Genomic DNA, 13,519 nt, shown 5'->3' with positions numbered 1-13,519 from the left:
CAAGCCGGCCGACTCACCACTGATTGGCCTGACCGTGGGAATCAGGCCGCTCGGGGAGGGTCAGCCGTTCGGGAAGAGGTTGCCGAAGTCGGCGAACGCCATCGCGATGTCGGACTGGGCCCAGAATCGGTGGTAGTTGAACGTCGGTGCCGGACCCCCGTCGAGGTAGGCCTGGACCTTCGGCCAGTCAGGGTCGCTGCGGTAGAACGACCGGATGTCGACGAAGCTCTTGCCCGCGGCGATCGCGTCACCGTTGGGCATGTCGCCGGTCCAGTTCGGCGGCAGGTAGAGGCCCTGCCCGGTGGAGGCGTTGTATACGTCGTCGAACCGCTGGTAGTCGGCCCGGGTCTCGGTGGTCGAGATGCCCTTCGACTCGGCGTGCGCGTACATCGCGTCGAGCAGGCCCTTGGCGGTGGTCTTCGCCGCCTCGTTGCCGGACTTGGCCGCGTACCACATCAGGGTCCGGGCGTACGCCGCGCCGACGCCCACGTCGGTGCCCTTGGCGGTCACCGTGACGTGCAGGTTGGTGTTGGCCGCCGGGGTGGTGGGGTTCCAGGTTGCCGGGGCGCCGGTCCACGACATGTCGGACGGGATCTGGAAGTTCCCGCCGGTGCCGATGGTGGTGTTGGCGATCGCCCACGGCACCCACTTGTCCAGGATGGCCTTGGCCTTGGCGTTGCCGGTCACGTAGTACAGCTCGGCGACCCGGTGCAGCGACCAGACCTGCATGCCGAACCAACCGTTGCTGCCCGGGTCCTCGTAGACCGGGTGGTCGTCGTAGAACATGCCGTAGAAGGTCGGCTTGCCGGCCGGCGGCTGGGCGTAGGAGCCGTCCCAGCTGTTCGTCGCACCACCGGCGATGGCCCCCTCGGCGGACTGGAGCCACTGGTAGAACTCCAGCTGCCGGTTCATGCTGTTGGTCCAGTCCGTCACCGCGGTCGCCGAACGCGGCCGCAGCTCCGGGACGTTGGTCAACGCCCAGGCGGTGAACGGGTTCTGGTAGCCGAAGTGGTTGTGGCTGGAGCCGATCCGCCACGACCAGCCGGCGGCCGGGTCGGTCGCGCCACCCCAGGCGTAGTACCAGGACATCAGGTAGTGCGCGGAGTCCTTGCCGGTACCGGCCGGGCAGGCGGTCGCCCCGACGCAGTTGCCGATCCGCTTGAAGTACTTGTCGAACATGGCGTACCGCAGGTAGTCGCCCATCTTGGCCGCCTTGGCCACGGTGGCCGCCACGTCGGCCTGCTTGTTCTGCTCCTTCGCCCAGGTCAGCGCCCAGTACGCGGCCTGGATGGCGCGCGCGTCGGCGTCCGGGGCGTTGGTGTACTTCCACTGCTTGGCCGGAGTGCCCGGGTCGGCGATGGAGATGTCCAGGAAGCCACGGGGGCCGCCGTGGGCGAAGGTGTCGCAGGACGGCTGCGGCACGGTCTCCCACACCGACTCCTGCGGGCCCCGCTGGAAGGTGTTGATGTACGCCGGCCGGGTGGTGCCGTCACCGCAGCGGCCGAAGCCGTACGTGTTGTCGACGTCGAGCAGCCAGTGCATGCCGTAGATGTCGCCGGTGCCGTACGTCGACTGCAACTCGTTGCGCAGCGGGTCGACGCCGACCGGGACCGAGGGCTGCAACTGGGACGGGTACTGGCTGGGCAGGTTGTACTCGGCCGCGTACTGCGGGGTGCCGGCGACTCCGGCGGTCGCCTGGTCGTCGTGCGACGGGATGATGTAGCGCTCCATCACCGTCCAGGCGTTGTTGAACGGGGCCCAGTTCTGGGTGACCCGGCCGTACTGGGCCTCCAGCCAGATCCAGAAGCTGAACGCCTCGGAGGTGGTCTCGTGCCCGTGGTCGGGAGCCTCGACGATCAGCGTCTCGATGGAGTGGTACGGCACGCCCTCCGGGCTGAAGTAGCCGGAGTTCTTGATTTTGCCGTACTGCTCCAGGAAGCGCGCGGTGTAGACGTTGTCGCCGCCGCCGGGGGTGTCGTTGTCGATCTCGGTGGCGACGATCGCCAGCGGCGCGTAGCCGGTGGCCGACGCGGTGATGGTGGCGGTGCCGCCGGCGGTGTCGGCGTCCTCGGCCGCCGCGACGGTGAGGTTGACCCCGGTGTTCCAGTTCGCCGTGGTCAGCGTCGCCGTCGCGGGTGTCACGGTGACGTCGGTGTCACCGGTACGGGCGAGGCTGACCGGTACGTTGCCGGTCGGCGCGGCGCTGAGCTTCAGGTTGACCGAGGAACTGCTTCCCTCGGTGACGTTCACCGAGGTCGGGGTGGCGACCAGGACCGGTCCCGAGCCCGGGGTGACGGTGAAGGCGCGTTCGGCGGTGGCGGTCAGGTTCGCGTTGTCGTACGCGCGGGCCTGCACGGTGTAGCTGCCGGCCGGCTGGTCCTCCAGCAGGTAGCTGTACGGCGCCGTGGTGTCGGTGTTGACCAGCAGCCCGTTGCGGTAGAACTCGACCCTGGCGATGGTGCCGTCGGGGTCGCTCGCGGTGGCGGTCAGCGGCACGTCGGCCGGGGCCACGAACGGGCCGGCCGGAACGCTGAGGGTCACCGTGGGTGGTTGCGGTGTGGTGGTGCCGCCGCAGGTCACCCCGTTGACCGAGAACGAGGTGGGCTTGGCGTTGGTGCCGGAGTAGGAACCGTTGAAGCCGATCCCGGTGGAGGCGCCGGTGGCCAGGTTGCCGTTCCAGGACATGCTGGTGGCGGTGACCTGGTTGCCCGACTGGGTCCAGTTGGCCGACCAGCCCTGCGTGACCCGCTGGTTGCCGGGGAAGGTGAAGCGCAGCGTCCAGCCGTTGATCGGGTCGCCGGTGTTGCGGACGGTGACGTTGGCGCTGAACCCGTTGCTCCAGTCGTTGGTCGCGTAGACCACGTCGCAGGCCGGCGCCGCCTGGGCGACGCCGGGGACGACGACCACGCCTAGCGCCGCCAGCACACCGGTGGCGAAAATCGCCACTCGGCGTCTTCTTGCGATGAGCTTCATGTGTCTGACTTCTCCTCGCGGACCTGGCCGGGGCGTTGCCGCCTCGGCTGGGCGCCTCCGTGCGCGGGTGCGGTGGTGAGTGGCTCGCGCATGGGGTGGGAGGCGCCGGGAAAGGTGGTCGACCCGTCCCGGACCGGGGTCGGCGATCGACGGCAGAGCGCCGGACGTGACGGCTCTGGTCGGTGCTGGGCGCCGTACCGAAAAAGTGTCGGATGCCCTCGGCGGCCCGCGGTCGGCGTGGCTCCCGCTCCGCGATAATTCGACAGTCTTGCATGGGAGCGCTCCCGCAGCAAGGCGCGAGTCGCGCCACCGCACCGGAGACGACACGGTCGCGGCGAGCCGAAGGGTATCGACCTGCACTGATGGCCGATCAAGGCCAGCACATCGGCGTTACATCGACGTTGGTCGGATGTTTCGATCTTATTTTGGGTCTTTCACAAACCCGTGACGCGGGATACAGTCCAATCACGTCGATGGGAGCGCTTCCATCGATAGACATGCAAGTGCTTCGAACCTACAGCACGTACGGGAACCGTGGGGCGAACCGGAGACGGGCCGCCCCGGGGAACCAATCAAGGTGCTGTCCGGTGCCCCCGGACAGCGTCGACCGCTCAGCCGTGGGGCTGACGACGGGCCAGCCCGGACTCCGCCGTCAGCCGACTCACCACCGTCGAGAGGAGGTGGAACCAGAGCCACTCGCGTGGCCCGGCTCCCGCGCGACACGCACGACCTGGACGCCAATTCCGTTCGTGCGTGTGTGTAACTGATGGTGGGGACGGGGGTTGCCCTCCCCGTCCCCACGCTATACCCCCTTCGGCAAGGGGGAAATAGGTCGACAGGACAGGCGCACCGCGCCCACCCGGTCGACCTGTTGCGTGCCCGGCGCCGAACGAGTCAGTCCGCCCCGACCGCGAGGGGCCCCGACGGCGTGGTCACCGGTACGTGGGCGCGGGCGAGGACGAGGCCCAGCCCGAAGTCTTCGCCAGCCGAACAACCCATACGCAAACCACCTGGGCGGCCGCTACCTTGTGATGGGAGCGCTCCCGAAACGCGCGATTCGCGGATGGGCCCCACACACGAGGAGACAAGCCACATGTCCGTACTGACCCGGCGCCACCTGCTGCGCCGCGCCGCGCTCTCCGCCAGCGCCGCCACTGCGGCCCGCGTGAGCGCGGGCGCGGCGACGACGGCCGCCGTCGCCGCGAGCGCCGCCGCAACCGCCGCCTGCGACGCCGACACCGACTCCGGTCCGGACCGCAGCCCGGACCCGGAGACCCGGCTCGGCCTCCGCTTCCCGGACGGCTTCGGCTGGGGCGCGGCCAGCTCGGCGTACCAGGTCGAGGGGGCGGCCAAGGAAGACGGCCGGGGCGAATCCGTCTGGGACACGTTCAGCCACACCCCCGGCAAGGTCCGCAACGGGGACACCGGAGACGTCGCGACGGACCACTACCACCGGTACGAGACCGATCTCGACCTGATGCGGGACCTGGGCCTCAAGACGTACCGGTTCTCCATCTCCTGGTCCCGGATCCAGGCCGACGGCACCGGTGCGCCCAACCAGCGCGGACTCGACTTCTACCGGCGGCTGGTCGACGGCCTGCTGGCCCGCGACATCGCACCGATGGCCACCCTCTTCCACTGGGACCTCCCCCAGTCGCTCCAGGACGCCGGCGGCTGGGAGAACCGCGACGTCGCCTACCGCTTCGCCGACTACGCCGACCACGTGTTCCGGGCCCTCGGCGACCGGGTGCCGGTCTGGCTCACCATCAACGAGCCGAAGACGGTGGTGCAGAACGGCTACCTGACCGGCCACCACGCCCCCGGCCACCGCGACCCCGACGCCGCCTACCTGGTCGCCCACCACCTGCAACTCGCACACGGACTCGCCGTCGCCGCGCTGCGCGACACCGGCAGCAAGAGCCGGATCGGTCCAGCGCTGAACCTGCACCCCTGCTACCCCGCGGTGGAGGGGGCCGAGGCGGAGGCGGCCACCCGCCTGCACGACGGCTACGAGAACCGGCTCTACCTGGACCCGATCTTCAAGGGCAGCTACCCCACCGACGTCCTCGACGACCTCGGCCCGGACAGCCGCATGGTCAGGGCGATCCGCGACGGCGACCTGAAAATCATCTCCGCGCCGGTGGACCTGCTGGCGGTGCAGTACTACACCCCGATCTACGTCACCCCGACCCGTGGCACCGTACGGAAGTGGCCCACCTCGGAGGCCGGCTGGCAGCAGATCTACCCCGACGGGATGTACGACATCCTGACCCGGGTGCGGCGCGACTACGGCGACGTGCCGGTCACCATCACCGAGAACGGGTTGCCCACCCCGGACACGCTCGACGGCGACCGGGTCGACGACCCCGGCCGGGTCAGTTTCCTGCGCGACCACTTCGCCGCCGCCCACCGGGCGATCGCCGACGGGGTACGACTGGAGAGCTACCACGTCTGGACCCTGATGGACAACTTCGAATGGAACGAGGGGTACGAGCAGCGCTGGGGCCTGGTCTACGTCGACTACCCCACCCAGCGGCGCGTCCTCAAGCGCAGCGCCCACTGGTACCGACGGGTGATCAAGGACAACGAGGTCTGAGCGTCGCCGGTCGGAAGGGCGTGTCCCGGCGACGGGACACGCCCTTCACCGCCCGCGCCGCTTGGGATACTGACCCCTCGTTCCACGGCGTCGCGCCACGGTGACGCCCGATCCCGGGGGAGAGTTGTGGATTCGGACTTCGAGGCGGGCCGTCGCCTCACCGCCTTCGGCAACCAGTTGATCGAAGTGCACATCTGGCTCCGCGAACAACTCGAAGACCTCCGGGACAACGTCGACGCGTACTTCGCGGGCGAGGGCCTGCCGCCGCTGGACCTGCGGGCGCACTGCCTGAGCTTCTGCTCGGCGCTCACCCGCCACCACACCGGCGAGGACGGCGGCGCGTTCCCGGTGATCGCGCGGGAGTTTCCCGAGTTGGGCAAGGTGATCTCCGACCTGAGGACCGACCACGACCGGATCGACTGGATCCTGGGCCGTCTGAGCAAACTGCTGGACAACCTGCCGGTGGACCCGGATCCGGCCACCACGACCCGGGTACGGGAGGAGTTGGAGGGCCTGACGGCCATCATGGAGACCCACTTCATCTACGAGGAGAAGAAGCTGATCTCCGTACTGAACTCGATGGACGTACCGGGCTGGCGGGCGCACCGCCCGGACTTCCTGCTCACCAGGGACGACGACACGGACTGACGGCGTCACTCCTCGTCGTCGCCGTCCTCGTCACCTTCCTCGTCCTCGTCGTCGTCCTCCCCGCCCGGCCTCGGCGGCTTCCTCGGCTCGGGATGCTTCGGGTTCTCCCTGTCCTTCACCTCGGGGCCCTTCGGTTGTGGGACCGCCCGGGGCTCACCCCCGCCGCCGGCCGGCACGGCGGCGGGCGGTACGACGGCGGGTGATCCGACGGCACTGCCACCGGCCGGTGCGCTGCTACCGGCGACCCCGGACACCTGCACGTCGCAGACCGACCCGCCCAGTTGGAAGCGGACCGGAAGCGGGTTGGCACCCTCGTACGTGCCGCTGATCCGGACCGCCACCGACTCGCCCGCCGGCAGGTCGGCCGTTCCCGGTGCCGGGCTGAGCACCACCTCCCGGCCCTGCTGCTGCCACTGGGCCGGCTCCGAGGCGGTGATCGTCTGGTCGGCAGGGAAGGCGAAGGCGAGCTGCCAGCCACGGATCGGCTGGTCACCGGTGTTCTTCACGGTCAGCTCGGCGTCGAACGCCCGCCCCGAGTCCGTACGCAACGCGTAGCCGGCCTGGCAGGTGGCCGGCTTCGGCTGCGCCACGACGGCCCGTACGGTGCTGCGGCCACTGTCACCGGCCGAGGTGGACGCGCTCGCGGCCCAGGCGACCCCGGTCACGGCGAGCAGACCCACCCCGACCGCCGCCGCCCTCAGCCGGCGACGTCCGGCCGGGCCCCGGTCGGCGACCCGGCCGGGGAGGCTCCAGCGGCCGGACCGCCGGCCAGCGCCCGGCGCCCCGGACCAGAGCGCGCCGGTCGTGGTCGACCAGGGCAGGATCGTGGTGCCGGCGGCGGCGAGTTCGGCCGGGTCGTCGTCGTCCGGTCCGGCCGCCCCGAACGGCTGGGCGAGAAACGGCAGCGCCACCGCCCGCCCGGACGCGGCGGCCAGTGTACGGGCCACCTCGGCGCTGGTCGGCCGCTGCGCCGGCACCTTCGCCAGGCAGCGCGAGCAGAGCTGCGCCACCTCGTCGGGCAGGCCCTCGACCGGCGGCATCGGTGCCGGATCCATGTAGAGGTGGGCGCGCAGCATCTGCGTCGTGGTGCTCGCCTGCCAGGGCAACCGGCCGGTCAGCGTCCGGTAGAGCAGCAGACCGACCGCGTAGACGTCGGTCGCCGCGGTGACCTGTCCCCCGTCGAGGCGCTCCGGGGCCAGGTAGGCGGGCGTACCGAAGATCTGGCCGTCGGGGCCGGCCTCGCTCTCCCCGACCAGCGCCGAGATGCCGAAGTCCACCACCTTCACCCCGGCGCCGGTGAGCATGACGTTGCCCGGGGTCACGTCCCGGTGGACCACCCCGCGCGCGTGCGCGGCGGCGAGCGCCGCCGCGACCTCGGCGACCATCCCGGACGCCTCCGGCCAGGGCAGCCGCCGGTCCCGGCCCAGCCGGGCGGCGAGCGAGCCGCCGTCGAGGAGTTCCATCACCACGTACGGGACCGTCACCGCGCCCTCGACGGACTCTCCGTAGTCGTAGACGTTGGTGATGTTCGGGTGCACCAGCCGCGCGGCGGCCTGGGCCTCCATCCGAAGCCGGTGCCGGAAGGCACGGTCGCCGGCCAGCCGCGAGGCGAGCACCTTCACCGCGACCTGCCGGCCGAGCACCTCGTCGAAGCCCCGCCAGACCACCGACATGCCACCGGCGCCGAGGCGCTCGACCAGCCGGTAGCGGCCGCCGAGCAACTCCGTGCCGTCGTTCCCCACGCCGCCCATGACCCGATCTATTGCCCAGTGCGGCGACGGCTACACCTCGTGGCCGTACGCCGTTCGTCGGATCAGCCGGGGGCGCAGGGCCGGAGCATGCTCTCGGTGGCCGAGGCGAGGACCGCGTCGAGCCGGTCCCGGGTATCGACCAGGTCGTTGATCTGTCCCTCGATGCGTTTCCGCTCGGCCGCCAGCCGGTCGAGCAGTTCGGGGCTCGCGACACCGGTCACGACGCACGGCAGCAGTTCCACGATCGACCTGCTCGGCAGCCCGGCGGAGTAGAGCTGCTGGATCAGCCGGACCCGGTCGACCGCGCTCTCCGAATAGGTGCGCTGCCCGCTCGGGCTGCGCTCGGAGGCCAGCAGACCCTGTTCCTCGTAGTAGCGCAGGGCACGCGTACTGACGCCGGCCCTGGTGGCCAGCTCGCCGATCCGCATCGACCACTCCCCCATGCCTATGCCGTGGGTCACATCATTTGCCTTTGACGTCAACGTCAGGTTTTAGCGTAGTCCGCGAACCGCTGCGCAGCACAATCGTCGATGTGTCCAGCCAAGGAGACACCCATGAAGATCTCTGGTTCCACCGCGCTCGTCACCGGAGCCAACCGCGGAATCGGTCGGCAGTTCGCCCTGCAACTCCTGGAGCGGGGCGCGAAGAAGGTCTACGCGACCGCACGCCGCCCCGAACTGGTCGACCTGCCCGGCGTCGAGGTACTGCGCCTGGACATCACCGACCCGGCGTCGGTACGCGCCGCGGCCGAGGCGGCCCCGGACGTCACGCTCCTGGTCAACAACGCCGGCATCCTCACCGGAAGCAACCTGCTCACCGGTGACCTCGACGCGATCCGCCGGGAGATGGACACACACTTCTACGGCACCCTCCACATGGTCCGCGCGTTCGCTCCCGTACTGGCCGGCCACGGCGGGGCGATCCTCACCGTCCTGTCGGCGATGTCCTGGTTCGCGTACGACGGGAACAACGCGTACGGCGCGGCGAAGGCGGCGCAGTGGAACCTGACCAACGGCATCCGCCTCGAACTCGCCGACCGGGGAGTACTGGTCACCGGCCTGCACCTCGGGGCCGCCGACACCGACATGTCGGCCGACTACGAGGGCGAGAAGATCGACCCTGCGGATGTCGCGCGGGCCGGACTCGACGGCATCGAGGCGGGCCGGTTCGAGGTGCTCGTCGACGAGTGGAGTGCCCTGGTCAAGGCATCGCTCGCGGCCGACCCGAGCCTGTTCTACACCCAGGTGCCGTCAGCCGCCTGACCCTCCCCCGGGTGGCCGCTGCCGCGCCCCGCGTCGGCGGCCACCCGAACCGGGCAGGTGATCCGCCGTGGCGGGCGAGCCGCATCGCCGGTCCACCGTCGAGCCGGCCGCGATCCGTGCGGGCAGCACCGGTATCCTCCGTGCGGCGCGAACGGGAGAGCGCTCCACCTGGGTCGCACGGGTCGGGGGACGACATGGAGAGTCTGACGAAGCTGCGGGTCACCGAGGACCAACTCGGGGCGCTGGTGCGGCGCGGGTTCGGCGCGTCCGCCCGGATCGAGCGGTGGCGGGAGCTGACCGACGGGCACTACAACGTCGCCTACGCGATCGGGCTCGCCGACGGTGCCGACCTGGTCCTGAAGGTCGCCCCGCCACCCGGGTTGACGCTGCTCAGCCACGAGGTCGACCTGATGCGTACCGAGGTGGAGTTCTTCCGCCGGGCCGCGGCCGCCGGTGTCGCCGTACCCGAGGTGGTCTTCGCGGACGTCGAGCGGGACCTGGTCGGCAGCGACTTCGCCTTCCTGCGCCGGATCGACGGGGTGGCCCTGAACACCGTGCGCGACGAGCTGAGCCCGGCGGGTCTGGCCGCCGTGCGCGCGCGGATCGCCGCCGAGACGGCCCGCCTGCACACGGTCACCGGCCCGGCGTACGGATATCCGCTGCGCGGCAGCCGGAGCTGGCAACCGACCTGGCGGGCGGCGTTCGGGGCGATGGTGTGGGACATCCTGGGCGACGCCCGGCGGCTGGGTACCCGGTTGCCGGTCCCGGTGGACGAGATCGGTGCGCTGCTCGGGCGGCACGCCGACGCGCTGGACGAGGTCGACCGGCCGGCGCTGGTCCACTTCGACCTCTGGGACGGCAACGTCTTCGTGCTGCCGGACGGCACCGGCGGGGCCGCCCTGACCGGGCTGATCGACGGTGAACGGGCCTTCTACGGCGACCCGGTGGCCGAGTTCGTGGCGCTGACCCTGTTCCGGGACCCGGCCGAACTGCCGGACCTGCTGGCCGCCTACACCGCCGCCGGTCACGGGTCGATCGACCCGACCCCGGGCGTACGGCGCCGGCTGACCCTCTACACCTGCTACCTCTACCTGATCATGCTGGTCGAGGGCGCCACCCGGGGATGGCAGGGGCCGGAGCGGGAGAAGTTCGAAGGCTGGCTGGCCGAGCTGCTGGTCACCCAGCTCGGCCAGCTCCGCTGATCGGACCAGTCACCGGAACCTCGCCGGGTCAGCGGGGCAGGGCCTGCTGCAACTCGGCGCGCAGTGCCGGGGTCAGCATCTCGCCGGCCTGCTTGGCCAGCCGGGCCATCTCGTAGCCGACCACGCCGATGTCGGCGTCGGTGGCGGCGAGGGTGGCCAGGATCGAACCGTCGCGTACCTGCATGACGAGGAAGTAGCCGCGGCCCATCTCGACCACGGTCTGCTTGACGATGTCCCCGTCGAACATCTGGGCCGCACCGGCGGTGATGCTCATCAGACCGGAGGTGACCGCGGCCAGCTTGTCGGCGTGGTCGCGCGGCAGGTGGTCGGAGACCGCGACGAGCAGCCCGTCGGCCGAGACCACGATCGCGTGCGCCACTCCGGGCACACGATCGGCAAATCCACTGACCAGCCAGTTCAGATCTCGTGCCGCTTGACTGAGCGTCGTCACTGTTGCTCCTCTTCCTTGCCCGCGCCGGCCGGCGCCATGGTTATCTCGGTGGTCTCCTCGGCTTCGGCCCGCCGTACGCCGCCGTAGAACCTGGACAGCATCCCACCCACCGCGTCGGGGTCCGGCTCGTACCGCTGGGCCGGCACCACCTGCGGGGTCGGCTCGTTCGCCGAGGGCAGCTGCGCCATCGGCACCCGTACCGGCAGGCCGTTGGCGTTCACCGCCACGGTGACCTGGGTGACGGGTTCGGCCCGCGCCGGCGCGGCGGCGGGGGTCGCCGGGCCCGCCGGCTGCCCACCGGCCCGGCCCTGCCGGGACCACCAGGTGCTGTTCTCCGACGTTCCGCCGGCCGCCGGGGCCAGGACGTCCTCGGCGCGGGTCGGCACGCTACGGGCGGGTCGCCGGGACGTGTTGCGGCCCGGCGGGCGGCCGGCGACCGGCATCTCGTCGGCCGCCGGGACCACCGGGGCCGGTCCGAAGCCGTTGCGCGCCCGGTTGGTCGGCGGCCCGGCCAGGATCCGCCGGTTCGGGGTCTGGTCCAGTTCCGCCTGGCTCGGCGGCGCGGCCAGCAGCGCGGCCGGCAGCAGCACCGAGGCCGTCACCCCGTGCTCCATGCCCCGCAGCCGCACCTCGACGTGCTGCCGGGCGGCGAGGTGGCTGACCACGAACAGACCCATCCGTTCCGACGCGGCGACGTCCGCCGCCGGTGGTACGGCGAGCAGCGCGTTCGCCTCGTCGATGGCGCTCGGGCTCATGCCCAGCCCCTCGTCGACGATCTCGATCAGTGCCGCACCCGGTGACTCCGCCCGCGCGGAGATCCGCACCACGGTCTCCGGTGGGGAGAAGGTCGCCGCGTTCTCCAGCAGCTCGGCGAGGAGGTGGACCAGGTCCGCGACCGCGTGCCCGACCAGGTGGAGCTGGTCGGCGCTCTCGTGCCGGACCCGTTGGTACTGCTCCACCTCGGCGACCGCGGCGAGCAGCACGGCGGAGAGCGGCACCGGACGGTTCCACCGGCGGGTGGACTCGGTGCCGGCGAGGACCAGCAGGCTGTCGTCGTTGCGGCGCATCCTGGCGGCGAGGTGGTCCAGTTTGAACAGGTTGTCCAGCTGGTCGGGGTCGCTCTCCTCGCGTTCCAGGTCGTCGAGGAGTTCGAGCTGGCGTTCGACGAGCAGTTGGCTGCGGCGGGCCAGGTTGACGAACATGGCGTTGACGTTGCGGCGCATCACCGCCTGCTCGACGGCGACGGTGACGGCGCTGCGGTGTACCGCCACGAACGCCTCGGCCACCTCACCGATCTCGTCCATGGACCGGACGATCGCCGGTGGTACCTCGATGTGCGGAACACCCGACTCGACCGTACGCAGCCGCTCCAGCGCCTCGGGAAGATCGATCTGGGCCACCTGCAGGGCCTGACCCCGCAGCATCCGCAGCGAGCGGTTCAGCGACCGGCCGATCACGACCGAGGTGGCCAGACCGATCAGGAGTACGGCCAGCACCCCACCGGCGACGAACAGGGTCTGGCGCAACTGTTCGGCGCTGCGGTCCTCGGCGACGCGTACGGCGTCTCCGAGCACCGCCGCCTCGACCTGGCGGAGCAGTTCCTGCCGCTGCTGGCTGACCCGCCACCAGCCGTCGGCGGAGAGGACCCGCGCGCCACCGGCGCCGACCGCGATGGTCTCCTCCTCCATCTCGATCGCCGCCTTGAAGCCCGGGTCGGCCGCGGCCTGCTGGTAGAGCTGGATCTGTGGGGTGGTCGCCGCGACCCGGAAGTCACCGAGCGCGGTGAGCTGCTGGGCCCGCAGGTCGGTCAGCTCCACCGAGTCGTCGAGGTCGTACCGGCCGGCTCGGGCGGCACTGTAGAGGGTGCTCCGGATCCGGGAGCCGATCTCCTTCACCCGGGCGATCTGCACGTAGCGCAGCACCCGGTCGGTCAGGTCCTGCTCGTCGTCGCCGGGTGACGGCTCGGCGAGCAGGGTGAGCAGCGCCTCGATGGTCCGGTTGTAGGTGCCCAACACCGTGTTGATGTTGAGTACGCCGGCCGGGACCGCCGACCGTACGTCGGGCAGCTGGCGCAGCGCGTCCAGCACCCGCGAGTAGGAGACCCGCCAGGAGGCGTCGACGTCGGCCAGCGGTGCCGCCGCCTCCTGTAACCGGGTGGTCGCCTGGTTGGCCGCGTCGTAGGTCGCCCGCAGCGCGGCCTGGATCTGCGCCGGGTCGGCGCGCCCGCTGGGCGAGGCCACCACCCCGGCCAGTTCACCGGCGGTCCGGTCCCGTTCCTGCTGCAACTCGTGTACCAGGGCGGTGATCTGCCGACCGATGGCGACCTCCTGGGCGAACTCGCCCAGGACGTTGGCCTGCCCGAGCAGGGTTCCGGTCTGTACGGTCGCCAGGACCAGGAACGCCACCGACGGGATGATCAGTACGGCGCCGAGTTTGACCCGCAGCCGCCAGTCGCGCAGCCGTAGCGGGGACCGTCGTCGATGCGGCACGATGCGCACGTCGAGTCGGCGGCGCCGGTGGTTGGGCACCCCGCTGCCCGAGGGGTCAAGAGCAGCAGCCACCACGCCTCCTACTTTCCTCGATGCCGGGCACGTCGAGGAGCGGGGTTCATCTCAACCAGGTAGGAGAGCCCTGTC

Annotated in this window: 9 protein-coding genes; 4 read left to right on the top strand and 5 right to left on the bottom strand. The window is 71.1% G+C overall.

The annotated features are described in order from the left end of the window. Positions 1-60 precede the first annotated feature (60 nt). Complete coding sequence (locus ACZ6QQ_RS15470) at positions 61-2,964, bottom strand: glycoside hydrolase family 48 protein (RefSeq protein WP_465877145.1); 2,904 nt, start codon at positions 2,962-2,964, stop codon at positions 61-63. Between the two features lie 1,102 nt (positions 2,965-4,066). Here ACZ6QQ_RS15470 and ACZ6QQ_RS15465 point away from each other — a divergent pair. Both ACZ6QQ_RS15465 and ACZ6QQ_RS15460 read left to right on the top strand, forming a co-directional pair. Next, positions 4,067-5,569: a GH1 family beta-glucosidase gene (locus ACZ6QQ_RS15465; RefSeq protein ID WP_465876864.1), complete on the top strand. Its 1,503-nt coding sequence runs from the start codon at positions 4,067-4,069 to the stop codon at positions 5,567-5,569. Positions 5,570-5,695: 126 nt separating this feature from the next. Next, positions 5,696-6,217 carry a hemerythrin domain-containing protein gene (locus tag ACZ6QQ_RS15460; protein WP_465876862.1) on the top strand — a complete coding sequence of 174 codons (522 nt, stop codon included), beginning with the start codon at positions 5,696-5,698 and terminating at the stop codon, positions 6,215-6,217. A 5-nt stretch (positions 6,218-6,222) separates the two neighbouring features. Here the strand turns inward: ACZ6QQ_RS15460 and ACZ6QQ_RS15455 are convergent, their stop codons facing one another. Next, positions 6,223-7,968 (bottom strand): protein kinase domain-containing protein, encoded by a 1,746-nt coding sequence (locus ACZ6QQ_RS15455; protein ID WP_465876860.1) that lies wholly within the window; start codon positions 7,966-7,968, stop codon positions 6,223-6,225. Positions 7,969-8,030: 62 nt separating this feature from the next. Next, positions 8,031-8,396 (bottom strand): MerR family transcriptional regulator, encoded by a 366-nt coding sequence (locus ACZ6QQ_RS15450; protein ID WP_465876858.1) that lies wholly within the window; start codon positions 8,394-8,396, stop codon positions 8,031-8,033. A 126-nt stretch (positions 8,397-8,522) separates the two neighbouring features. Here ACZ6QQ_RS15450 and ACZ6QQ_RS15445 point away from each other — a divergent pair, with 126 nt between their 5' ends. Both ACZ6QQ_RS15445 and ACZ6QQ_RS15440 read left to right on the top strand, forming a co-directional pair. Next, a complete protein-coding gene (locus ACZ6QQ_RS15445) occupies positions 8,523-9,230 on the top strand; it encodes an SDR family oxidoreductase (RefSeq protein WP_465876857.1) in 708 nt (235 codons plus the stop codon). Between the two features lie 194 nt (positions 9,231-9,424). Continuing rightward, a complete protein-coding gene (locus ACZ6QQ_RS15440; RefSeq protein ID WP_465876856.1) occupies positions 9,425-10,432 on the top strand; it encodes a phosphotransferase family protein in 1,008 nt (335 codons plus the stop codon). A gap of 28 nt (positions 10,433-10,460) precedes the next feature. Here ACZ6QQ_RS15440 and ACZ6QQ_RS15435 read toward each other — a convergent pair whose 3' ends face one another. Together ACZ6QQ_RS15435 and ACZ6QQ_RS15430 are read right to left on the bottom strand one after the other, a co-directional pair. Beyond that, entirely contained in the window at positions 10,461-10,883 is a 423-nt protein-coding gene (locus ACZ6QQ_RS15435) for a roadblock/LC7 domain-containing protein (RefSeq protein ID WP_465876855.1), read from the bottom strand. Beyond that, positions 10,880-13,444: a sensor histidine kinase gene (locus ACZ6QQ_RS15430; RefSeq protein ID WP_465876854.1), complete on the bottom strand. Its 2,565-nt coding sequence runs from the start codon at positions 13,442-13,444 to the stop codon at positions 10,880-10,882. The genes ACZ6QQ_RS15435 and ACZ6QQ_RS15430 overlap by 4 nt, the downstream gene beginning before the upstream one ends. Between the last annotated feature and the right edge of the window lie 75 nt (positions 13,445-13,519).

The organism is Micromonospora sp. NPDC049529, assembly GCF_055586685.1.
This window is presented reverse-complemented; position numbering and strand designations above follow the sequence as displayed.

Coding starts and splice junctions, on each gene's coding strand:
- ACZ6QQ_RS15465 (WP_465876864.1), top strand. CDS start 4,067: ATGTCCGTACTGACCCGGCGCCACCTGCTGCGCCGCGCCGCGCTCTCC.
- ACZ6QQ_RS15455 (WP_465876860.1), bottom strand. CDS start 7,968: ATGGGCGGCGTGGGGAACGACGGCACGGAGTTGCTCGGCGGCCGCTAC.
- ACZ6QQ_RS15450 (WP_465876858.1), bottom strand. CDS start 8,396: ATGCGGATCGGCGAGCTGGCCACCAGGGCCGGCGTCAGTACGCGTGCC.
- ACZ6QQ_RS15445 (WP_465876857.1), top strand. CDS start 8,523: ATGAAGATCTCTGGTTCCACCGCGCTCGTCACCGGAGCCAACCGCGGA.
- ACZ6QQ_RS15440 (WP_465876856.1), top strand. CDS start 9,425: ATGGAGAGTCTGACGAAGCTGCGGGTCACCGAGGACCAACTCGGGGCG.